Source organism: Rathayibacter sp. SW19 (genome assembly GCF_030866825.1).
Classification (GTDB): domain Bacteria; phylum Actinomycetota; class Actinomycetes; order Actinomycetales; family Microbacteriaceae; genus Rathayibacter_A; species Rathayibacter_A soli.
This window is the reverse complement of record NZ_CP133020.1, coordinates 1,900,050-1,921,538: the sequence shown is the minus strand read 5'-3', so window position 1 is coordinate 1,921,538 and position 21,489 is coordinate 1,900,050. Positions and strand designations below refer to the sequence as shown.

Here is a 21,489-nt window from a genome sequence, read left to right as displayed (position 1 = left end):
GGTCAACTGCGCTGGGCGAATGCGGACTCGTACAGGCAAACAGATGCCGCCGTCGCCAGATTCATCGACTCGGCACTGCCGTAGATGGGGACCGTGACGACGCGATCGGTCAGTTGCAGATCGGCGTCGGTGAGTCCGCGCGCCTCGTTGCCGAAGATCCATGCCGTCGGACGCGCCAGCAGCCCCTCGGTCCGCGCAAGCAGCAGGTCCTCCCCCTTGACGTCGGCCGCGAGCAGTTGGAGACCCGCCGCGCGAGCGCGAGCAGCGACATCCGCAAGCGTCGCGGAGACCGCGACGGGCAGGTGGAAGATCGATCCGGTCGACGACCTCACAACCTTCGGGTTGTACAGGTCGACGGACCGGCCGGTGAAAATCACCGCGTCAGCACCGGCCGAATCGGCCGCACGCACGATGGTGCCGGCGTTGCCCGGGTCGCGTACCTCTTCCAGAATCGCGAGCAGGCGCGGCTTCAGCCCAAAGACGTCTTTGAGCGATGTCGGAAACTGCCGGCACACGGCGACGAAGCCTTGAGGCGTCACCGTGTCGGACATCGATTCGAGCACCTGTTCTGAGACGAACACGGCCTCGAGCTGGGCGGCGCTGGCAGCCCTCGCGATCTCCGGGTGGCGCTCGAGTGCAGTCGGCGTTGCGAACAGTTCAACGACGAGTTCCGGGCGGAAGGTCAGTGCCTCGGCGGTGGCCTGCGGACCCTCCAACAGGAAGCTGCCCGTGTCGACCCGCGCGCTCTTCCTGGCCAGCTTGGCAACAGAGCGAACGCGGGGTGACCGTGGATTGTCGAGCACACTTCAAGTATGCCGCACGGGGAATGCGAATGGCCCGCAACGAGCTCGTTGCGGGCCATTCGACGGGTGGTATATCAGCGCAGGCTATGCGGCAGCCTCGACCTTGGGAGCCGAAGTGTTGGCCGGCAAGGCCTTCTTGGCTGTTTCGACGAGCGCGGCGAAGGTGGCAGGCTCTGTGACGGCGAGGTCGGCAAGAATACGGCGGTCCACCTCGACACCTGCCAGGTTCAGGCCCTGGATGAGGCGGTTGTAGGTGAGTCCGTTCGCGCGGCTCGCAGCGTTGATGCGCTGAATCCACAGGCGACGGAAGTCACCCTTGCGCGCACGACGGTCGCGGTAGCTGTAGACGAGCGAGTGGGTGACCTGCTCCTTGGCCTTGCGGTACAGGCGGGACCGCTGGCCGCGGTAGCCTTCTGCGCGCTCGAGGATGACCCTGCGCTTCTTGTGGGCGTTGACGGCCCGCTTTACTCTTGCCATTTTCTTATCGTCCTTACGTGTGTGCCGGCGTTACTTGCCGAGAAGCTTCTTGGCGACCTTGGTGTCGGCCTTGGACAACACCACTTCTTGGTTGAGACGACGCTTACGATCGCTCGACTTCAGTTCGAGATTGTGGCGCATGCCGGACTGCTGCTTCATGATCTTGCCGCTGCCGGTGACCTTGAAGCGCTTCTTGGCCCCGGAGTGGGTCTTCTGCTTGGGCATTATTTCTCCTGTTCGGTGACGGATGTGGTACCCGTCGCTTCAGCTGCCGTGTGAGCGGATGCGGAGTGTCCCCCGCGCGCCCTCGATGCAGCACGTTGTGCATTGGCTTCGCCCTTGACCTCTGACTTGTTCTTCAGGGGACCAATGACCATCACCATATTTCGACCGTCGATGGTCGGAGTCGATTCGACAGAACCGAATTCCGCAACATCCTCGGCAAATCTCTGAAGCAGACGAACGCCCTGCTCCGGGCGGGACTGCTCGCGACCACGGAACAGGATCATGGCCTTGACCTTGTCGCCGCCCTTCAAGAATCCCTCGGCGCGCTTGCGCTTGGTCTCGTAGTCGTGCTTGTCGATTTTGAGGCGGAAACGAACCTCTTTCAGGATCGTGTTCGCCTGGTTGCGCCGGGCCTCCTTGGCCTTCTGCGCAGCCTCGTACTTGAACTTGCCGTAGTCCATGATCTTCGCGACGGGCGGCTTCGAGTTCGGAGCCACCTCGACCAGGTCGAGGTCTGCTTCCTGCGCAAGACGCAGGGCGACCTCGATTTTCACGACGCCGACCTGCTCTCCGCCGGGACCGACGAGACGCACTTCGGGGACGCGGATACGGTCATTGGTACGGGGATCGCTGATGCGTTTCTCCTCTGGGTGAGCATGGTTACCGGCCACAAGCATCCGACGGTTGTCGACGCGTGACGAGAGAAGAAATTCGCGCACCCGGCAATGACGATCACTCGTCGTTCCGGCACGGCACCCAGACGACCGACACGATTTTCATCGCGTCGGCGGAGTGCGAACAACCCGGTAACCTAGTAAAGCGGTCAAGCGCGGGTGGGAGAATCTCCACTTTCGTTTCAAGACTGACGTCTTGAAGCCTGCAAAAGTCTAACAGATATCGCCAGCAACTCGTAAAGGACCATGATGACCGACGCCCCCGGCCAGCCGCTCGAGCAGGAGACTGCGCTGTTCGTGCAGGACGCCGACCAGAGCGCGGCCGTTGCCTCAGCGACTCGGGACATTGCGGATGTCGCCGCAATCGAGGTGATCACCACGGCGTCCGTGCATCTGATGAGCGCTGCGGCCGTCAAGTGCGGTCTCGCCGATGACCCCGAAACGCAGACCGACCTCGACGAGGCTCGCAAGCTGATCGATGCCTTGGCAGGATTGATCACTGCTGCCTCGCCCCACATCGGTGGTGAGCACGCACGCAGCCTGCGAGACGGATTGCGGTCCTTGCAGTTGGCTTTCCGCGAGGCGTCCGTCATACCCGACCCGATCGGCAAGGGCCCTGGCGAGAAGTACACCGGCCCGGTCAACTGAGTCAGGCTCGTTGCTGTTCATCGGGCCTCGCCGGTCAGGCTCGACCTCGATCCAGTGCGGCCCGATCAATCGGGCGCTGTCGTCAGCCGCACCGTGAGGGAATCGACCCGTGTGGCGATTGCGTCGTCTGCAGCCCATCGCGCAGCCAGTCGCGCCATCACCACATCGAGCTCCTGCTCGCTCAGTCCTGCCGCCAGCTGCAAGTGAACGACCAGCTCCGGTGCAGACAGCCGATATCCGGGGTCACCCGCCGTGAGTTCGACCGCATGAACGGCGAGTTCGCGCTCAATCGAGGTCGTGAACGCATCGCGCACGGCGGCATCCGAGTAGCTGGGAATCCATTGCTGACCCTGGGCGAGCGCCCACAGAGCCGGCCGACGCAACACGAATTCGGTGTCGCTGCCCGGGTCGAGCACCACGAGCTCTGTCTGCTCACTCGCGGCTCCCAAGGCCACCCGTGCTCCGTTCTGCGGCACGGGCCGCGCTTTCGGATTCCACGCACTCATGGTCGCAACACAGGAGAAGACCGGCAGGACATTGCGGCCTTCCGGCCCGGCGACCGTGACGATCGCAAGTTCCTGTTTCTTGTCCACCCGGCGACCGTGTTCGTCGACGCCTGCCTCCGCGAGGTGCGAGACCAGTGGAACCAGCAACCGCGCGTCGCGGAACGCGTCCACGACAGCCTCTGGCCCGCCGTGACCGTCGTGAAATGCCTGGAGTGCGACAGCCAATGCCGGCGTGACGGTGCCGTCGTCGGTCGCCGAGGTGTTCGCGCTGAAGTGCCGCCCGGCCCAGGGCTGGCCGGCGGAATCACTGGCGCGCGCATCACTCGCGTGCGAATCAGTCCCCGGCAACGTCCAAGGCTTCCGCCAGTGTGAACGCGCCCGCATAAAGCGCCTTGCCCACGATCGCACCCTCGACGCCGGACGGCACGAGCTCCCGCAGGGCGGCAATGTCGTCCAGGTTTGAAACGCCGCCGGAGGCGATCACGGGCCGCGCCGTTCGTGCCGTCACAGCCCGCAGCAATTCGATGTTCGGGCCCTGCAGGGTGCCGTCCTTCGTGACGTCCGTCACGACGTAGCGCGCGCATCCGGCTTCTTCGAGCCGGTCGATGACCTGCCACAGATCCCCGCCGTCCTTTGTCCAGCCTCGCGCCGCCAGGGTCGTGCCGCGCACGTCGAGGCCGACGGCGATGGCTTCGCCGTAACGCGTGATCACATTGGCAGCCCACTCGGGGTTCTCCAGCGCCGCAGTGCCGAGATTGATCCTTTTGGCGCCGATTTCCAGCGCGGATTCCAGTGACGCATCATCGCGAATACCGCCGGACAGTTCCACGTTGACGCCCCTGACCTGCTTGATCACCCGACGCAGGAGGGCACGGTTGTCGCCGCGCCCGAACGCGGCATCCAGATCGACGAGATGAATCCACTCCGCGCCCTGGGCAGCCCAATCGGCCGCAGCGGCCACCGGGTCGCCGTAGTTGGTCTCCGAGCCGGCCTCGCCCTGCGTCAGCCTAACCGCTTTGCCCGCCGCGACATCGACGGCGGGCAAAAGCAGAAGACGTGGTGTTCTGTTGAACTCACTCATGGTCGTTTTCGATCCTCGAATAGCAGTGACCGCGCCTATTCCGGCACAAGCCTCAAATTTAGCGCAGGCCGTTCACCCAGTTGCGCAACAGACGGATGCCGGCTTCGCCGGATTTCTCCGGATGAAATTGCGTGGCAGAAAGCGGCCCGTTCTCGACCGCCGCCAGGAACCTCGACCCGTGCGTCGCCCACGTCAGCGCCGGCTCCCGGAAGGCGCGGCCCGACTCGATCTGCCACTCATGTGCCGCAAAGGAGTGAACGAAATAGAAGCGCTGATCGCGAACGCCGTCGAAAAGGACGGAGCTTTCAGGAGCTTCGACCGTATTCCAGCCGATGTGCGGGAGGATCTCGCTGCGCAGTTCGGTGACCTCGCCGGGCCACTCGCCAAGCCCGTCCACATCCGTTCCGAACTCCACACTGTGTTCGAACAGCACCTGCATACCGACGCAGATGCCCAGCACCGGCCGGTCGCCTGCCAATCGACGGTCGATGATCTCGTCGCCGCGCACCGCACGCAGTGCGTCGATGACGGCATGGAATGCGCCAACACCGGGCACCACGAGTCCGTTCGCCTCGCGAGAGCGCGCCGCGTCGGCTGTGAGCTGTACTCGGGCACCGGCCGCCTCGAGCGCCTTCGCGGCCGAATGCACGTTCCCAGACCCATAGTCGAGGACGACGACCAAGGGCTGAATCACAGGGCGCCCTTTGTCGACGGGATACCGACGATGAACGGGTCAAGCGCTTTGGCCTGACGGAATGCACGCGCGAACGCCTTGAACTCCGCCTCGGCGATGTGGTGCGGGTCACGTCCGCCGAGCACTGTGATGTGCGTTGTCAGCGCTGCGTTGAACGCGATCGCCTCGAACACGTGCCGCACCATGGATCCGGTGAAATGACCGCCGATCAGGTGGTACTGAAAACCTGCGGGCTCGCCGGCGTGCACGAGGTAGGGTCGGCCTGAAATGTCAACGACCGCCTGGACGAGGGCTTCGTCGAGCGGCACGAGGGCGTCGCCGTAGCGGGCGATGCCACTCTTGTCTCCCAGAGCCTGCACGATCGCCTTGCCGAGCACGATCCCAACGTCCTCGACCGTGTGGTGCACGTCGATCTCGACGTCGCCGGATGCGCGGACCGAGAGATCGGTCAACGAGTGCTTCGCGAACGCGGTGAGCAGATGATCGAAGAACGGCACAGAGGTATGAATGTCCGCAATCCCCGAGCCATCCAAGTCGAGGGACAACTCAATGCTCGACTCTGTCGTCTCTCTCTGAAGCTGCGCGATGCGCGTACCGGTGCTCATGATTCACAACCCTAGCGGCGCGATGACACTGTTCGCCTGCACGCTGAAGCGTGCGGCCGCATCGAGAAATGCGGTCGTCTCGGTCTGCGTGCCAGCACTCACGCGAAGGTGGCCGGGAATGCCGACGTCGCGGATCAATACCCCGTCGGCCAGCAGCGCCTCGAACATCGCGTGCGGGTCGGCGACACCTCCGAATAGAACGAAATTACTGCCACTGTCGTGCGGGAGGTAGCCGAGCGCAGTCAAGCCCTGCCCGATGCGGTCACGCTGGGCGCGGATGTCGTCGACCATCGCGAGCATCTCATCGGCGTGCTTCAGTGCGGCGATCGCGGCAGCCTGCGTGAGCACGGACAAGTGGTAGGGCAGACGGACCAGGCGCATCGCATCCGTCACCGCGGGGTCAGCGGCGAGGTAGCCGAGTCGCACGCCGGCGAACGCAAACGCCTTACTCATCGTGCGGGAGACGATCAAGCGGTCGCGTCCGGGGAGCAACGTCAGCGCGCTCGGCTGACCCTTTGGCATGAATTCGGAGTAGGCCTCATCGACAACGACGATCCCATCGGTCGCTTCGTATGCCGCGGCAATCACATCCAACGACAACGGCGTTCCTGTCGGATTGTTCGGCGCACACAGCAGGATGACGTCGGGGTGAGTGCGATTGATCCACTCGACAGCATGCGCGGGCGACACGCTGAACTCGTCGCCGCGGTCCCCCGCGACCCACCGCGTTCCGGTTCCGTTCGCCAGGATCGGGTACATCGAGTACGTCGGAGCGAAGCCAAGAACGCTCCTTCCGGGCCCGGCGAATGCTTGCAGGATCTGCTGCAAGACTTCGTTGGACCCGTTGGCTGCCCAAATGTTGTCAGCCGTAAGTCCATGACCGAGATAGCCGGCAAGCGAGTGCCGCAGTTCGGTGAATTCACGATCCGGATAGCGATTCGCGCGACCGACCGCATCCGACAGCGCCGCAACGATGTCCCGCGCAACGGCATCGGGGATCGGATGCGTGTTCTCGTTCACGTTCAACGCGACCGGCACATGCTTCTGCGGCGCCCCATACGGAGCCTTTCCTCGCAGGTCGTCACGCAGTGGCAGATCAGAAAGTGAACTCACCCCTCAATGCTAGAGCTTCGGCGCTGCCTCGCCGGGCCCACAGAACCGCGGTCAGCGGTCGTACTGAGCCGGGATGGCAAGACGCTGGCCGGGCACGAGCACCGACGTGGACAGCTGGTTGAGATCGGTGATCGCAGCGACCACGTCGCGCGGATCGGCGGACGGGGCTACTGTTTCGGCAATCTTCCACAGTGACTCTCCGGTCGTCACAGTCACGTGCGAAAACGAAGTGGTGTTTCCACCGCCGGACGCTGCGGCCGCTGCCCCATTGAACCCAAAAGCGAGCAGTGCGGCGAGCAACGGCGTCGCGGTCAGTACCGTCAACACCACACGCCCGCGTCGGGTGAGACGCAGGCGCATTCGCGCTGCCGGTGCGATGCTCGCGGTGCTCATGACTGCCTCCTGGCCGCTTCGTCGGAACCGGTCGCACCGTTTCCGGTGAGGCCGACCCGAGTGAATTGATTCGTATCCGGCGTTCGGCCGGAACCGCCGGATACGAAACTCTGTTCCGAATATATCTTCGAAGTCACGTGATTTCAACCCTATCTTCGTACAAATGTCAAAAAAGTTTCAGACACGCTCGAACAGGTGTTTGCCTTGTGGCGGTTCAGCAGATACAGTTTCGACTGTCTGGATCACATGCAACCAGGCACCACCGACATTCGGTTATCCGAACGGTGTTTGCTCATCCGAATCGAGCGGTCGCATGGCGAGAAGGGACGCACGACGTGGCGAGCAAGGGCGACGAACCGAAGCAGCGGGGCACCCGGCGGCGCAAGTCTCTGAGTGAGAAGCAACTGTCGATTCTGGACTTCATCCAGAGGTCGGTGAGCCAGCGCGGTTATCCGCCCAGCATGCGCGAGATCGGCGATGCCGTCGGGCTCGCCTCGCTGTCCAGCGTTACACACCAGCTCAACCAACTCGAGTTGAGCGGCTATCTTCGACGCGACCCGAACCGTCCGCGTGCCCTCGAGATCTTGATCGACATCCCCAGCACAACCGGCGACAGTGCGGACTTCGAGAATTCGACCCCGGTCGGCGACGCCGCCATGGTGCCGCTGGTCGGCCGAATCGCTGCCGGCATCCCGATTACTGCGGAAGAGCAGATCGATGAGGTCTTCCCGCTGCCGCGCCAGCTTGTCGGAAACGGCACGCTATTCATGCTCAAAGTCGTCGGAGAGTCGATGATCGACGCCGCGATCTGCGACGGCGATTGGGTCGTCGTTCGTCAACAGAGCGATGCCGAGAACGGCGACATCGTTGCGGCGATGCTCGACGGCGAAGCCACGGTCAAGGTCTTCCGCCAGCGCGACGGTCACACCTGGTTGCTCCCGCGAAACAGTGCGTTCGAACCGATCGTCGGCGACTTCGCCGATGTACTCGGCAAGGTCGTCGCCGTGCTCCGCTCCGTTTAGAGTCTCCCGCGCCCACGTTTCGATCTCGTCAGTGGGCACGGACCGTGCGCACAGGCAGGCAAGCGGGTTAGACCGCCACGGCGTTTGCGCGCACGGCGCGCGTCGCCTCCAGAATGTTCTTCAACGACGCCACAGTCTCGTCATAGCCGCGCGTCTTGAGCCCGCAGTCCGGGTTCACCCAAACTTGTCGCGGCGGGATCGCATCCAGCGCCTTCTGCAACAGTTCGGTCACCTCGGCGACCGACGGCACGCGGGGCGAATGGATGTCGTAGACGCCCGGCCCGATGCCGTGATCAAACCCGCTGGTCTTGATGTCGGCAACGACCTCCATCCGGCTTCGTGCTGCCTCGATGCTCGTCACATCCGCGTCAAGGTTCTTGATGGCGTCGATGACCACACCGAATTCCGAATAACACAGGTGCGTGTGAATCTGCGTCTGCGCTTCAACACCTGCGGTGGCAAGCCGGAACGATCCGACCGACCAGTCGAGGTAGGCGGGCTGATCCTTCTTTTTCAGCGGCAGCAGCTCGCGCAGCGCCGGCTCGTCGACCTGGATGATCCGGATGCCCGCGGCCTGCAGATCCGCAATCTCGTCCCGTAGAGCCAGCGCGACCTGGTTGGCCGTGTCGCCCAGCGGCTGGTCGTCGCGCACGAACGACCAGGCAAGGATCGTCACAGGGCCGGTGAGCATCCCCTTGACCGGTTTCGTCGTCAGCGATTGCGTGTAGCTGGACCAGCCCACGGTGATCGGGTTCGGCCGCGAGACATCGCCCCAGAGGATGGATGGACGCGTGCAGCGACTGCCGTAGGACTGCACCCATCCGTTCTGGGTCACGACGAAGCCGTCGAGGTTCTCGGCGAAGTACTGCACCATGTCGTTGCGCTCGGGCTCCCCGTGGACGAGCACGTCAAGGCCGATCTCCTCCTGCAGGTCGATCACGCGACGGATCTCGGCCTCCATGGCCTCGCGATAGTCCGCCTCGCTGAGGTCTCCTTTTGCGAAGTGAGCACGGCTCCGGCGGATCTCGCCGGTCTGCGGGAACGACCCGATGGTCGTTGTGGGCAGGAACGGCAGGTCGAGCGCTGCATTCTGGGCAACGACGCGATCCGCATAGGCACCGCGGTGGAAGTCGGCTTCTGACAGCCCGGCGATACGCTCACGCACGGCCGCGACCCGCACGCCTGTGGCGTTGTGTCGCTGTGCAAGTGCCGCGGATGCCGCGTCCAAGTCACTCTGGATCTCCTCGTGCCCGTCATCCAAACCACGAGCAAGAACCGCGACTTGGCCGACCTTCTGATCGGCGAAGGCCAACCAGCTCTTCAGTTCGTCGGAGAGCCGAGGCTCATCGTCAACATCGTGCGGTACGTGCAGGAGCGAGGTCGATGTGGCTGCGGCGACGTTAACCGTCAACGCGAGCAGACTCTCCAGCTTGCCGAACGCCGCTTCGAGGTCGCCACGCCAGACGTTGTGCCCATCCACGACCCCGCCGACCAGCGTCTTGGCCCGAAGCGCCGTACGCGTGGGGTCATCGAGATCGGCAACCGCCGGGACCGACCCGCGCACCAGGTCAAGACCGATCGCCTCTACGTTGCTCCCCGCGAGCACGGGCACAGCGTCATCGAGGCTGCCGTATGGGGCCGCCACGAACAGCGCCGGCCGATCGGTCGCTTCGCCGAGCGAGGCGTAGGCGGCGCGGGCCGCTTCGAGAACGTCCGCACGGGCATCCGCAATGCTCTCGCTCACGAGGGCAGGCTCGTCCAGCTGCACCCACTGCACGCCGGCGGCGCTCAATCGCGCCAGGAGCTGCTGGTAGACCGGCAGCACCTCGTCGAGCCGCGACAACGGCCTGAATCCGGCAGGAGCCGCATCGCTGGGTTTGCTCAGCGCGAGGAAGGTGACGGGGCCGACGATCACCGGGCGGGTGCGGTAGCCGGCGTTCGCGGCCTCCTCGGCCTCGCGCACGATGCGGTCGGACGCCAGCGAGAAGACGGTCTCCGGCCCGATCTCCGGCACTAAGTAGTGGTAGTTCGAGTCGAACCATTTGGTCATCTCCAGGGGCGCCCGGTTCCCTTCGCCCCGCGCCAATGTGAAGTACCCGGCCAGATCGAGCGATCCGTCCTCCCCGACAAGAGTGCTGAAACGCTCCGGCACAGCACCGAGCGTGACCGCTGCGTCGAGCATCTGATCGTAGTAGCTGAAACTTGCCGGAATCGACGAGTCGGCACGCCCCAGCCCGAGTGCACAAAGGCGCTCCCGAGTCACAGCGCGCAACTGCGCTGCGGCCTGCTCAAGTTCGGCTGAACTGATCGTGCCTGCCCAGAACGCCTCGACGGCCTTCTTGAGTTCGCGCCGGCGCCCGATTCTCGGGTAGCCGAGGATCGTCCCGGTTGGGAAGGGGGTCGTGCGCGTCATGCTGGTTCCTTTTCGGTGCTGGTGGTGAGAATGCCGCATCGTTCGAGAACGGCGAGGACGGTGTCGTGCTGGTTGAACGTGTACAGGTGAATTCCGGGCGCTCCTCCGGCGATCAAACGAGCTGCGAAGCGCGCGGCATGGTCGATTCCGATTTCTCGTTGCCCTTGCTCTGTCGGCTCGATCTCGAGCTGGATGGCGAGTTCGCTTGGCATGTCCTCGCCGCTGAGTTCGAGCATCCGTCGGAGCCGGGCAGGACTGGTGACGGGCATGATGCCCGGCAGAATCGGGAATTCGACACCCGCTTGCTTCGCCCGTTGCGCGAAGGCGAGATAGTCGTCAGCGTGGAAGAACAATTGGGTGATCGCGAGGTTGGCACCTGCCGCCTGCTTGGCCAGCAGTGTGTCGATGTCTTGGCTGACCGAACGCGACCGCGGGTGCCCGTTCGGGAAGGCCGCAACGGCAATCGTGACGCGTTCGCGCCTGCTGCGCACCGTTCGCAGGTCTGGGCGGCCCGGCACTGACAGTTCGCTGTACGGCACCCGTTCCGCTTGCACGCGGTGGATCAACTGCACGAGTTCTGCGGCGCTATGCAGATCGCCGAGCACTGGCTGGCGCCCTGCCTGATCGTCGGCAGTCTGACCGGTTGGCGGGTCGCCGCGCAGCGCAAGGAAGCTGCGCACGCCTGCGTCCAGGAATTCATGGATGAGGCGGTTGGCTTCTGCGTGGGATGAGCCGACGCACGTCAAGTGCGCCATCGGGTCAACGGTCGTGTTTTGCTGGATGTAGCGGACAACATCCAGCGACGAGGAGCGCGATGACCCGCCCGCCCCGTATGTGACCGAGATGAAGTCAGGGTTCGCGGCGGCCAGGCGATCGATCGTCTGCGGCAGCCTGGCGGCGGCAGCGTCGGTGCGCGGCGGGTACAACTCGAACGAAAACGGCGTGCCGGCCGGACATCGGCTTGTGCCGGTGTCTTCGTGCTGTTGCTGGCTCATGCGCGTGGATCGTCTCCTGGATGATCAGACACGCACAACGCCGGTTGGCCGCGCGCGTCCGTTGTGGAACGCAGGCCCGAGGGCCGGTCGCGGGCGGGTGCCGGGCTCGGCTGTCGCTCCACATCGACACGAACGGTCAAGCGCATGCCGATGTTTGTGGATCAAGAATACCAAGGCGGCGTGAGGCTGCAGCGGTCGTTGCGTACTGTTACGGTGCTGCGGTCTCGGTTGCCCGGGAGGCGGCATCCGTCTCTGCGAACGTTTCGAAGGCCGGCGCATACTCGGGCATCACGAGAGCGCGAACGCGAGTGCCGTCTTCGACGTAGGCCGTCTCGATCACTCGGCCACGTTCGTGCAAAGCAGAGATCAGATCGCCTCTGTCATACGGGATCAGAAGCGTCAACTCGATCGACGGGTCCGGCAACAGGCGCGCGATCGCGGAAAGAACGTCGTCGATGCCCTCCCCGGTGCGCGCTGATGCGAAGACGGCGTTCGGCTCGATCCCTCGCAGGACGAGCCGGCGATCGTCGTCGAGGAGATCAGCCTTGTTGAAGATCACCAACTCCGGCACGTCGCGCGCGTCGATCTCGCGGATGACGTCACGAACGGTTGCCAGCTGACTGGCCGGATCCGGATGCGATCCGTCGACGACGTGCACGATCAGGTCGGCGTCGGCCACTTCTTCCAGCGTGGAGCGGAATGCCTCCACCAGTTGATGCGGGAGATTGCGGACGAAGCCAACGGTGTCTGTGAGGGTGTAAAGCCGGCCATCGGCCGTCACCGATTTGCGAACGGTGGCGTCGAGAGTCGCGAAGAGCGCGTTCTCGACAAGTACCCCGGCGTTGGTGATCCGGTTGAGCAGGCTCGACTTGCCGGCGTTCGTGTAGCCGGCGATCGCGACAGACGGTACCGCGTTGCGCTTGCGGTTGGCGCGTTTGGCTTCGCGGGCCGGTTTCATGGCTGTGATCTGCTTGCACAGTTTGGCCATGCGGGTGTGGATGCGCCGCCGGTCCAGTTCGATCTTCGTCTCGCCAGGACCACGGCTGCCCATGCCTGCGCCCGCACCGCCGACCTGCCCGCCGGCCTGGCGGCTCATCGATTCGCCCCAGCCGCGCAGCCGCGGCAGGAGATACTCCAGCTGAGCCAGTTCGACCTGCGCCTTGCCCTCACGCGACTTCGCATGCTGGCTGAAGATGTCCAGAATCACAGCGGTGCGGTCGATCACCTTGACCTTGACAACGTCTTCGAGGGCGCGCCGCTGACTCGGTGCCAATTCGGTGTCTGCGACGACGGTGTCCGCGCCCAGCGAAGCGACAATGCCCTGCAGCTCCTGCGCTTTGCCGCGGCCGAGATAGGTGCTCGGGTCGGGGTGCGGTCGTCGCTGCAGGAGCCCGTCGAGTACGACGGCGCCCGCCGTCTCGGCCAGCGCGGCAAGTTCGCGCATCGAGTTCTCCGCATCGGTTTGGCTGCCCTGCTGGTAGACACCGATCAGAACGACGTTCTCCAACCGCAGCTGCCGATATTCGACCTCTGTGACGTCTTCCAACTCCGTTGACAGGCCGGCGACGCGGCGCAGTGCTGCGCGCTCCTGCCGGTCAAGTTGATCGCCGTCTACGCCGCCAATGCTTTCGTCGTAGCCTTCGCCGTCGCCGTGCTGCAGCGCCTGTGCTCCCGTACTGAACAGGGAGTAGCCGGATGCTCGTGTTTCGGCGTGCGCAAGCACCCTGGCGACCACGTCGTTGTTGTCGGCCGGTGTCTGGTCATCGGAATTCTCGCGCTTGTCACTCATTCCTGTTAACCCTAGCCGCCCGAACTTGCGGTACCTTTCCCGTATGGCAAGCGGCGACCACTATTTCAGCTCTGCCCCGACAAGCGATGCCCGGTTGCGACCGTTCACGGTGCGCCTTGCCGATCAGACCTATGAACTGACGACGGCGAACGGAATCTTCAGCCCGGAGCGCATTGACACGGGGACACAGGTGCTTCTGGCGAACACCCCACCGGCACCGCCTGGTGGTGATCTGCTCGACCTCGGCTGCGGGTGGGGGCCGATCGCGCTCACCCTCGCGTTGACATCGCCGCACGCGCGTGTGTGGGCTGTCGACGTGAACGAGAGGGCACTTGACCTGGTGCGTCGCAACGCTAAGACGATGGGCCTGCCGAACATCACGGCGGCCCTGCCTCAGGACGTGCCGAACACAGTAGCTTTTGCGACGATTTGGTCGAATCCGCCGATCCGGGTCGGCAAGAACGAACTTCACGGCATGCTCGAGCACTGGCTCCCGCGTCTGGATGCGGAATCGGACGCGTGGCTCGTCGTGCAGCGCAACCTCGGCTCCGATTCGTTGCAGCGTTGGCTGCAGGCGACGCTCGATGGCCGCTTTCACGTCAGCCGCTCGGCGACGAGCAAGGGTTATCGAGTGCTGCGAGTACGTCACAAGGGCTGACGTCCCCGCGCGCAAGGGCTGCGGTGCAAGCGAATCAGGCAAGCACCAGCGTGCCGTCGTAGACAAGCTCGGCCGGGCCGGACAGCCCGACATGCTCGCCGTCCTCCGTCGCGAACATCCGCACTCCGAGGGTGCCCCCGGGGACCTCGACCCGCCAATCGTTCGGCGCTTTGCTTCCGGCGTAATAGCGGATGGCCAGAGCCGCAGCCGCGGTGCCTGTACCGCAGGACAGCGTTTCGCCCACGCCGCGCTCATGCACTCGCATGGTGATGCGCCCGACGCCGTCTTTCACCAGCGGCTCCATCGGAACGACGAATTCGATGTTCGCACCGTCGACCGGTTCCGGGTCGAGCTGCGGCACGTAGGTGAGGTCCGCTGCCGCGAGCTCCGACTCGTCCGCGAGGGCGACCACGACATGCGGGTTGCCGATACTAATGCCGAGCCCTGGGCGTGCGACCGGCACCTCTTTTGCACGAACGAGCGGCTCGCCGCCTTCGAGGCGCCAACGGCCGAGGTCGACCTGGAAACCTCTTGTGCTGCGCTGCACGTCGCGCACTCCGGCGCGGGTGCCGATCGGCAAAGTTTGCCCATCCGCAAGCGTGGCAAAGCCGTTCTCAATCAAATACTGCACATAGACGCGGATGCCGTTTCCACACATTTCGGCGGGCGACCCGTCAGCGTTGTGGTAGTCCATGAACCATTCGGCGTCCGCATCTTCGACAAGCGCCGTTGCACCCTCCGCGAGGTTTTCGGAACGCACGGCTCTGATCACCCCGTCGGCACCGACCCCGAAATGGCGGTCGCAGATTGTCGCGATCTGGCTGACACTGAGTTCGACGGCGCCGTCTGGATCGGCGAACAAGACGAAGTCGTTGCCCGTTCCGTGGCCCTTGGTGAAATGAAGCGTGATCGCCATTGTGCAAGTCTATGGTCTGATCGTCAGTGCGGTTATCACGCCATCGACCAGCCCAGGGTCTGCGGAATCGAACCAGACCAGGTCTGCGTATCGCTTGAACCAGCTCACCTGGCGCCGCGCATAACGACGGGTCAACTGTTGCGTCTGACTGATTGCGTCCGCCTGGCTCAACTCGCCATGCAATTGCAACAGTGCTTGCGCATAGCCGATCGCCCGACTCGCCGTGCCTCCACTCTCAAGGCCTGCCGGGATCAGCGACGCGACCTCCTCCAGCATGCCCCTGGCCCACATCCGCTCGACCCTCGCATCCAGTCGCGCTGTGAGCTCGCCCCGAGGGGTGTGCAGGCCGATGAGGCGGGCCTCACGCCAGGCGGTTGGCCTGACGGGCAACGCGCCGCCGTGCCCCTGCCCGGAAAGCTCGAACACCTCCAGTGCTCGCACGATCCTGCGCCCGTTGGCGGGGTCGATGCGATCGGCGGTGTGCGGTTGCACCGTTCGGAGGCGTGCGTGCAGCCACCCCGGCCCTCGCTCGTTGAGTTCGTTCTCCAGCCGCGCTCGAACCGTTGGATCGCGAGGTGGGAATGCGAAATCGTAGATCACAGACGAGACGTAGAGGCCGGACCCGCCGACCAGGATCGGCACGGCGCCGCGTGCCGTGATCTCTTCGACCAGGGCGCGCGCCCGTGGCTGGTACCAGGCGACGCTCGCGTCTTCTGTGACGTCGAGAACGTCCAGCAAGTGGTGCGTTATGCCACGCCGTTCCGCCGGCGACAGCTTCGCCGTGCCGATGTTCATGCCGCGATACAACTGCATGGCGTCGGCGTTGATGATTTCCGCGCGGCCACCGATTTGCTCAATGCGCTCGGCAACCGAAAGCGCGCATTCTGATTTGCCGGTTCCAGTCGCACCAACGATGACGATGAGTTCGCGGACCGCCGAAGACCGACTCCACTCACCCGGCGCGGCGCTCACGCGGGAGGCTGCACCGGGCGAAGCGTCGGGAGTCCGAGGGACACGCGACCTGCGCCACCATGTCCGTGTGCGCTCGGCGCAGGCACGGCACACGAATCGGCCTGCACGCGATCCCAGGCGTCGCCTGCCCTGGTGCGGCGAATGCGCAGCGGCGCACCGTCTGGAGCGTCTGCGATCAGATAGAACGGCGCTGCCTTACTGACGATCACGGTCACCACGTCGCCCGGCCGTGGCACGTCAGAGCCGGCCGGCACCTCGAAATGCACCAGCCTGCTGTCATGGGCACGCCCGCTCATGCGATGGGTGGCTTCGTCTTTCTTTCCTTCTCCGTTTGCCACGAGCAGTTCGACCTCACGACCGACGACCTTCTGGTTCTCTTCCCACGAGATCTCATCCTGCAGCGCGATCAGTCGGTCGTAGCGATCTTGTACGATCTCCTTCGGCACCTGATCGGCCATCGTCGCAGCCGGGGTGCCAGGGCGGATCGAGTACTGGAACGTGAATGCAGACGAAAACCGAGCGGCACGCACAACCCGAAGAGTCTCTTGGAAGTCTCCCTCCGTCTCGCCGGGGAAGCCGACGATGATGTCCGTACTGATTGCTGCATGCGGAATCCGCGCACGCACTCGGTCGAGGATGCCGAGAAACTTCTCTGACCGGTAGGAACGGCGCATTGCACGCAGGATGCGGTCCGAGCCCGACTGCAACGGCATATGCAATTGCGGCATAACGGTCGGTGTCTCGGCCATCGCATCGATCACGTCGTCTGTGAATGCTGCCGGATGCGGGCTGGTGAACCGAATGCGTTCCAGCCCCTCGATCGCTCCAGCCGCACGCAGCAGTTTGCCGAATGCGGAGCGGTCACCGAACTCCACGCCGTACGAGTTGACGTTCTGCCCCAGAAGCGTGACCTCGATGACTCCGTCGTCGACCAGTGTTTGCACTTCGGCGAGAACATCGCCGGGACGACGGTCTTTCTCTTTGCCGCGAAGTGAGGGCACGATGCAGAACGTGCAGGTGTTGTTGCAGCCAACAGAGATCGATACCCAACCGCTGTAACTCGATTCCCGCTTCGCAGGCAGAGTCGACGGGAACGTTTCGAGGGCCTCGAGGATCTCGATCTGTGCTTCGTTGTTGTGCCGGGCTCGTTCCAGCAGGCTCGGCAGCGAACCCATGTTGTGCGTGCCGAAAACCACATCGACCCATGGTGCCTTGTCGAGGATGACGTTCTTGTCTTTCTGTGCAAGACATCCGCCAACGGCGATCTGCATGCCCGCGTGGCGCCGTTTCACCGAGGCGAGGTACCCGAGGTTTCCGTAGAGCTTGTTGTCGGCGTTCTCGCGCACGGCGCAGGTGTTGATGACGACGATGTCCGCCTCGCTACCGTTGGCCGAGACATAACCGGCAGCCTCAAGGGACCCGGCCAGTCGTTCGGAGTCGTGCACGTTCATCTGGCAGCCGAAGGTGCGCACCTCATAGGTTCGTGCCCGCCCGCTTTCGTCGATGGCGGCATCGGAGCGAGCGATGACAGAGCGCGTTTCGGCGATCGTGGAAGGCATAGCGGTGGTCATAGTGCGTCTATTCTACGTTTTGCGGGCCGCGAGGCCACTCGACCGCGGTCTTGTTCGAGATGCGGCGAGCGGTCGGGCAGCGTTCTATCGGAACCGAACGCCCGGCCGCCTGGTTTCCATTGCCGACTCGACGGCGTTCCTGATGATCTCCGACGAGTAGCCTTTGCGGGCAAGAAAGCCATTCAGCCGTCGCCTCGCGGTCTCGTCATCGACGCTGTTGAGCTGGCCGACGCGCTTGTGCGCCAGCTCGAAGGCGCGTTCGCGTTCATCGTCGTCGTCGATCTCGGACAGTGCATCGTCAATGATGTCTTGATCGATGTGTCGCCGTCGAAGTTCATGCGCGATCGCTTGACGGCCGAGCCCCTTGCGTGTGTGCTGGGTGTACACGAGGGTGAGCGCGAAGGCGGCATCGTCAAGCAAGCCGAGCCGCTCGAGTCGATCGAGTTCCGCAGTCGCAGCGTCGTCGGCCACCTCGCGCTTCTTCAGGACCTGCTGCAGTTCCCACCTCGACATTCCGCGCCGTGCGAGTTGATGGATCGACACGTTGGCGGCACGCTTCGACGTTCGCTCTTTTGCATCCTCGAATTGTTCCTTCGGCACGCGTTGCCGCGCGACGCGATTGAACGCGCCCTCGGTTTTGGCGTTCGGCCGCGCCCCAGGCAGATAGGCGACGGGAGCGAGTCCTTCCGTGCGTTCTTGCCCGGCCGCGGAGTCCTCGGCCGACGGGAATCGAACGATCATGACATCACCGGCAGATCTGCAGGAACGCCTAAGCGCCCTTGCGCTTCGCGAGTTTGTCTCCGATGGAATCAACGTTGTCGATGATGTCCTCTGTAACGGCAGCCGGCGCATTCGGATCGGCGACGATACCCAGCTTCACCTTGATCTTTTGCTCGATCTCGTTCGCAATGTCCGGGTTCGCAAGCAGGAAGTTTCTCGAATTCTCCTTGCCCTGACCGAGCTGGTCGCCATCATAGGTGTACCAGGCGCCCGACTTCTTGACGATGGAGTGTTCGACTCCGAAATCGATCAGACTGCCCTCCCGCGAGATGCCGATGCCGTAGAGGATGTCGAACTCTGCCTGCTTGAACGGCGGTGCCATTTTATTCTTGACAACCTTCACGCGCGTACGGTTGCCGACGGCCTCTGTGCCGTCTTTCAACGTTTCGATGCGTCGAATATCCAGTCTCACCGACGCATAGAACTTTAACGCCTTACCACCGGCCGTGGTTTCGGGGCTCCCGAAGAACACGCCGATCTTCTCGCGGAGCTGGTTGATGAAGATCATCGTCGTGTTCGTCTGGCTGAGCCCACCGGTCAACTTGCGCAGCGCTTGTGACATCAGTCGTGCCTGCAGGCCGACATGGGAGTCACCCATCTCACCCTCGATCTCGGCACGAGGCACGAGGGCGGCAACCGAGTCGATGACGATGACGTCGATCGAGCCGCTGCGCACGAGCATGTCTGCGATTTCCAACGCTTGCTCCCCGGTGTCTGGCTGCGACACCAACAGCGCGTCGATGTCGACGCCGAGCTTGCTCGCATACTCGGGGTCGAGCGCGTGCTCCGCGTCGATGAAGGCGGCGATGCCGCCCGCAGCCTGCGCGTTGGCGATCGCGTGAAGGGTCAGTGTCGTCTTACCCGAAGACTCCGGTCCGTAGATCTCGACGATGCGGCCGCGCGGCAGCCCGCCGATGCCGAGCGCGACGTCCAGGGCGATCGAGCCCGTTGGGATGACCTCGACAGGAGCACGCTCGTCGCTGCCGAGCCGCATGACGGAACCCTTGCCGAATTGTTTGTCTATTTGGGCAAGTGCGCTCTCGAGTGATTTTTCGCGATCGGCTGGTGATGGCATTTCGGATCTCCCCTTCGCAGGCTATGTGTTCGTGACGAGACTGTACGCCGCGGGTCCGACATTCGAGTCGAACACCCCGAGAACGGTGGACAACTCGCTTCGACTGCCTCTGTGGAGTAAGAGTATCAAAACCCGAACATATCTTCGAGATGATGTTTCCGCGTGTCGCGCGGATTACTCTCCAGTTCGCGGAGCCGGCTTGCCTGCGCTATTCCAGCGTGCGCGCGGCACGTCTTTTGCGGCACACAGCGCGAACCAGACGTCCCGCGCCGGCACTCCGGCTGCGAGAGCCTGGTCACCGGTGCGAGAGCCCAATTCGCCGAGTACCAGATCATTCATCAGTACCGCGCCATACGCGGCACCGAACTCCTCGGCCAACGCAAGCCGCAATTCGCTCAGCCGCACGTGAGAACCCTCGCACCGACCCGGGAACCGCGGCAGCGGACGCAGAACGGGCGCCCCGGCAATCGGGGCGCCCGTTCGCTCGTGCGGCTATCAGTGGGCAACGAGGTCCGCATCCAGCTCTGCGACGAATTCGTCTGGGACGGTGTCCGGGATCAGTGGATCGATACCTTCCAGTACCGCAAGCCTGTCCCCCACCTCGCGCATGATGACCGAAATCGGGGTGCCGAGGGCGTCTGCCACCGACGCGAGGATTTCGCTCGACGCTTCCTTCTGGCCACGCTCGACCTCGCTCAAGTAGCCCAAGGCCACGCTGGCCTTGCTGGCGACCTGACGAAGCGTGCGGCCCTTCTGCAGGCGGAAGTCCCTGAGCACGTCGCCGATTTCCTGACGTACAAGAATCATTGGAGCCTCCCTTTCATGTCCTGCCAACCTATCGGGTCTTCGTTCTTGGATGCTCAACTGTACACGCATCCTGTGCCAGAACTCTAACGACGACGACTGGAGTTTTCTTGTGAATACACCGAGTGCAACGCGCCCCGATCGCCCGCTATTCCCGGGCAGCTTCCGCAACAGCCGCGACGGCACGACGCACGGCTTCCACCCTGATCTCGGCACGTGAACCGCTCAGATTCAGCGCGATCACCCTGGTGGCCGCGCTCGTGGAAACTCCCACGAAAACGGTTCCGGGCGGTTGCCCACCCTGCGGGTCCGGCCCGGCGACCCCGGTCGTTGAAACGCCGATATCGGCCGGGCGGCCACCGACAGCCGCCGCCCGGCGCACCCCGTCGGCGAGCTGCGCCGCCACGTCGGGGTGCACAGGCCCGTGTTCAGCCAGGAGTGCGGCATCGACACCGACCAGGGAGTGCTTCAGCTCGGTCGCGTAGACGACCACACCGCCCAACACGACGGCGGATGCCCCGGCGGGCCTGGTAAATTCGGCCGTCAGTCCCCCGCCGGTCAGTGATTCCGCCACGGCGAGCGTCAGCCCGCGAGTCGCCAGCTCGGCAATCAGTCGAGCCGTCTCATCCGGTGCGGTGTGCTGACTCATTCGAGCTTCGTCTCGGTTCGCTGCTTTCGTGCCCGGGAGCCGCGCACACCTTGCCAGAGGTAGTCCAGCCCCGTTGCGACAGTGAGGATGACGGCCAAAGTCATCAGAATGCCGTCGAACCAGTACACCCAAGAACCGAAGACGCTCCAGAACGGCAGCAGCGCCAGTGAGATCGCGACCGATTGCACGATCGTCTTCAGCTTGCCGCCGCGAGACGCCGCGATCACCCCGTTCTTGATGACGATGAAGCGATAGACGGTGATGCCGATTTCGCGCACCATGATCACAATGGTCACCCACCAGGGCAGCTCGCCGAGGATGGACAACGAAACCAGCGCTCCGCCGATCAGAATCTTGTCAGCGATCGGGTCGAGGAGCTTTCCGAGCTCTGTGACAAGGCCGCGGCGCCGGGCAATGGCACCGTCGACGCCATCCGTCGCGATCGCCAGGATGAAGAGCACACCGGCCCACCAGCGGAGGGCGCCGTCCGCGCCATTGTCGACCAGCAGCATCCAAACGAACAGCGGAGCCAGCAGGATGCGCACGACCGTGATCAGGTTCGGCACATTCCAATTGCTTGCGCCGGTCAACGACCCGGGTGCAGAGGCGGAGTCGCCACTGCCCAT

Annotated in this window: 25 protein-coding genes; 3 read left to right on the top strand and 22 right to left on the bottom strand. The window is 64.0% G+C overall.

What is annotated here, in order from left to right; genetic code table 11:
• Positions 1–2: 2 nt before the first annotated feature.
• From QU604_RS08735 to infC, 4 genes are all read right to left on the bottom strand, one after another.
• A complete protein-coding gene (locus QU604_RS08735; RefSeq protein ID WP_308468422.1) occupies positions 3–803 on the bottom strand; it encodes a TrmH family RNA methyltransferase in 801 nt (266 codons plus the stop codon).
• A gap of 84 nt (positions 804–887) precedes the next feature.
• Complete coding sequence (gene rplT / locus QU604_RS08730; RefSeq protein ID WP_308468421.1) at positions 888–1,280, bottom strand: 50S ribosomal protein L20; 393 nt, start codon at positions 1,278–1,280, stop codon at positions 888–890.
• A gap of 30 nt (positions 1,281–1,310) precedes the next feature.
• Positions 1,311–1,505, bottom strand: a complete 195-nt coding sequence (gene rpmI, locus QU604_RS08725; protein ID WP_308468420.1) for a 50S ribosomal protein L35 — start codon at positions 1,503–1,505, stop codon at positions 1,311–1,313.
• Positions 1,505–2,182, bottom strand: coding sequence for a translation initiation factor IF-3 (gene infC, locus QU604_RS08720; RefSeq protein WP_308468878.1), 678 nt, complete (start codon positions 2,180–2,182; stop codon positions 1,505–1,507). Before infC ends, rpmI begins: the two co-directional genes overlap by 1 nt.
• 246 nt (positions 2,183–2,428) lie before the next feature.
• Between infC and QU604_RS08715 the strand changes: the two genes are divergently transcribed.
• On the top strand, positions 2,429–2,827 hold the full coding sequence (locus tag QU604_RS08715) for a DUF1844 domain-containing protein (protein WP_409350027.1): 399 nt from the start codon (positions 2,429–2,431) through the stop codon (positions 2,825–2,827).
• 65 nt (positions 2,828–2,892) lie between these two features.
• On the opposite strand, the gene QU604_RS08710 is transcribed toward QU604_RS08715, so the two are convergent.
• Genes QU604_RS08710 through QU604_RS08685 form a run of 6 tightly spaced genes read right to left on the bottom strand, consistent with a single transcriptional unit; the run spans position 2,893 to position 7,219 of the window.
• On the bottom strand, positions 2,893–3,717 hold the full coding sequence (locus tag QU604_RS08710; RefSeq protein ID WP_409350009.1) for an SseB family protein: 825 nt from the start codon (positions 3,715–3,717) through the stop codon (positions 2,893–2,895).
• Entirely contained in the window at positions 3,668–4,414 is a 747-nt protein-coding gene (gene priA, locus QU604_RS08705) for a bifunctional 1-(5-phosphoribosyl)-5-((5-phosphoribosylamino)methylideneamino)imidazole-4-carboxamide isomerase/phosphoribosylanthranilate isomerase PriA (RefSeq protein WP_308468417.1), read from the bottom strand. The genes QU604_RS08710 and priA overlap by 50 nt, the downstream gene beginning before the upstream one ends.
• A 58-nt stretch (positions 4,415–4,472) precedes the next feature.
• Complete coding sequence (hisH, locus tag QU604_RS08700; protein WP_308468416.1) at positions 4,473–5,108, bottom strand: imidazole glycerol phosphate synthase subunit HisH; 636 nt, start codon at positions 5,106–5,108, stop codon at positions 4,473–4,475.
• Positions 5,105–5,713, bottom strand: a complete 609-nt coding sequence (gene hisB / locus QU604_RS08695) for an imidazoleglycerol-phosphate dehydratase HisB (protein WP_308468415.1) — start codon at positions 5,711–5,713, stop codon at positions 5,105–5,107. Before hisB ends, hisH begins: the two co-directional genes overlap by 4 nt.
• Positions 5,714–5,716: 3 nt before the next feature.
• Entirely contained in the window at positions 5,717–6,826 is a 1,110-nt protein-coding gene (locus QU604_RS08690) for a histidinol-phosphate transaminase (RefSeq protein ID WP_308468414.1), read from the bottom strand.
• A gap of 51 nt (positions 6,827–6,877) precedes the next feature.
• Positions 6,878–7,219 carry a LysM peptidoglycan-binding domain-containing protein gene (locus QU604_RS08685; RefSeq protein ID WP_308468413.1) on the bottom strand — a complete coding sequence of 114 codons (342 nt, stop codon included), beginning with the start codon at positions 7,217–7,219 and terminating at the stop codon, positions 6,878–6,880.
• A gap of 335 nt (positions 7,220–7,554) precedes the next feature.
• On the opposite strand from QU604_RS08685, the gene lexA reads away from it, so the two are divergent.
• Positions 7,555–8,241, top strand: a complete 687-nt coding sequence (lexA, locus tag QU604_RS08680; RefSeq protein WP_308468412.1) for a transcriptional repressor LexA — start codon at positions 7,555–7,557, stop codon at positions 8,239–8,241.
• Between the two features lie 67 nt (positions 8,242–8,308).
• On the opposite strand, the gene metE is transcribed toward lexA, so the two are convergent.
• The 3 genes from metE to hflX all read right to left on the bottom strand — a co-directional run bounded on the left by metE (position 8,309) and on the right by hflX (position 13,438).
• Positions 8,309–10,654 carry a 5-methyltetrahydropteroyltriglutamate--homocysteine S-methyltransferase gene (metE, locus tag QU604_RS08675; RefSeq protein ID WP_308468411.1) on the bottom strand — a complete coding sequence of 782 codons (2,346 nt, stop codon included), beginning with the start codon at positions 10,652–10,654 and terminating at the stop codon, positions 8,309–8,311.
• Complete coding sequence (locus QU604_RS08670) at positions 10,651–11,649, bottom strand: methylenetetrahydrofolate reductase (protein ID WP_308468410.1); 999 nt, start codon at positions 11,647–11,649, stop codon at positions 10,651–10,653. The genes metE and QU604_RS08670 overlap by 4 nt, the downstream gene beginning before the upstream one ends.
• 208 nt (positions 11,650–11,857) lie before the next feature.
• Positions 11,858–13,438, bottom strand: a complete 1,581-nt coding sequence (hflX, locus tag QU604_RS08665) for a GTPase HflX (protein WP_308468409.1) — start codon at positions 13,436–13,438, stop codon at positions 11,858–11,860.
• Positions 13,439–13,481: 43 nt separating this feature from the next.
• On the opposite strand from hflX, the gene QU604_RS08660 reads away from it, so the two are divergent.
• The gene (locus tag QU604_RS08660) at positions 13,482–14,096 is read left to right on the top strand and encodes a class I SAM-dependent methyltransferase (RefSeq protein WP_308468408.1); all 615 of its coding nucleotides are present in this window, start codon (positions 13,482–13,484) and stop codon (positions 14,094–14,096) included.
• Between the two features lie 34 nt (positions 14,097–14,130).
• On the opposite strand, the gene dapF is transcribed toward QU604_RS08660, so the two are convergent.
• From dapF to pgsA, 9 genes are all read right to left on the bottom strand, one after another.
• On the bottom strand, positions 14,131–15,012 hold the full coding sequence (dapF, locus tag QU604_RS08655; RefSeq protein WP_308468407.1) for a diaminopimelate epimerase: 882 nt from the start codon (positions 15,010–15,012) through the stop codon (positions 14,131–14,133).
• Between the two features lie 9 nt (positions 15,013–15,021).
• Entirely contained in the window at positions 15,022–15,984 is a 963-nt protein-coding gene (miaA, locus tag QU604_RS08650; protein WP_308468406.1) for a tRNA (adenosine(37)-N6)-dimethylallyltransferase MiaA, read from the bottom strand.
• The gene (gene miaB, locus QU604_RS08645) at positions 15,981–17,555 is read right to left on the bottom strand and encodes a tRNA (N6-isopentenyl adenosine(37)-C2)-methylthiotransferase MiaB (RefSeq protein WP_308468405.1); all 1,575 of its coding nucleotides are present in this window, start codon (positions 17,553–17,555) and stop codon (positions 15,981–15,983) included. Before miaB ends, miaA begins: the two co-directional genes overlap by 4 nt.
• Before the next feature lie 84 nt (positions 17,556–17,639).
• Entirely contained in the window at positions 17,640–18,296 is a 657-nt protein-coding gene (locus QU604_RS08640) for a regulatory protein RecX (protein WP_308468403.1), read from the bottom strand.
• A gap of 28 nt (positions 18,297–18,324) precedes the next feature.
• The gene (gene recA, locus QU604_RS08635) at positions 18,325–19,410 is read right to left on the bottom strand and encodes a recombinase RecA (RefSeq protein WP_308468402.1); all 1,086 of its coding nucleotides are present in this window, start codon (positions 19,408–19,410) and stop codon (positions 18,325–18,327) included.
• Between the two features lie 174 nt (positions 19,411–19,584).
• The gene (locus QU604_RS08630; RefSeq protein ID WP_308468401.1) at positions 19,585–19,815 is read right to left on the bottom strand and encodes a DUF3046 domain-containing protein; all 231 of its coding nucleotides are present in this window, start codon (positions 19,813–19,815) and stop codon (positions 19,585–19,587) included.
• A gap of 90 nt (positions 19,816–19,905) precedes the next feature.
• Entirely contained in the window at positions 19,906–20,217 is a 312-nt protein-coding gene (locus QU604_RS08625; RefSeq protein ID WP_308468400.1) for a helix-turn-helix domain-containing protein, read from the bottom strand.
• A 145-nt stretch (positions 20,218–20,362) separates the two neighbouring features.
• Positions 20,363–20,863, bottom strand: a complete 501-nt coding sequence (locus tag QU604_RS08620; protein ID WP_308468399.1) for a CinA family protein — start codon at positions 20,861–20,863, stop codon at positions 20,363–20,365.
• The gene (pgsA, locus tag QU604_RS08615; RefSeq protein WP_308468398.1) at positions 20,860–21,489 is read right to left on the bottom strand and encodes a CDP-diacylglycerol--glycerol-3-phosphate 3-phosphatidyltransferase; all 630 of its coding nucleotides are present in this window, start codon (positions 21,487–21,489) and stop codon (positions 20,860–20,862) included. The genes QU604_RS08620 and pgsA overlap by 4 nt, the downstream gene beginning before the upstream one ends.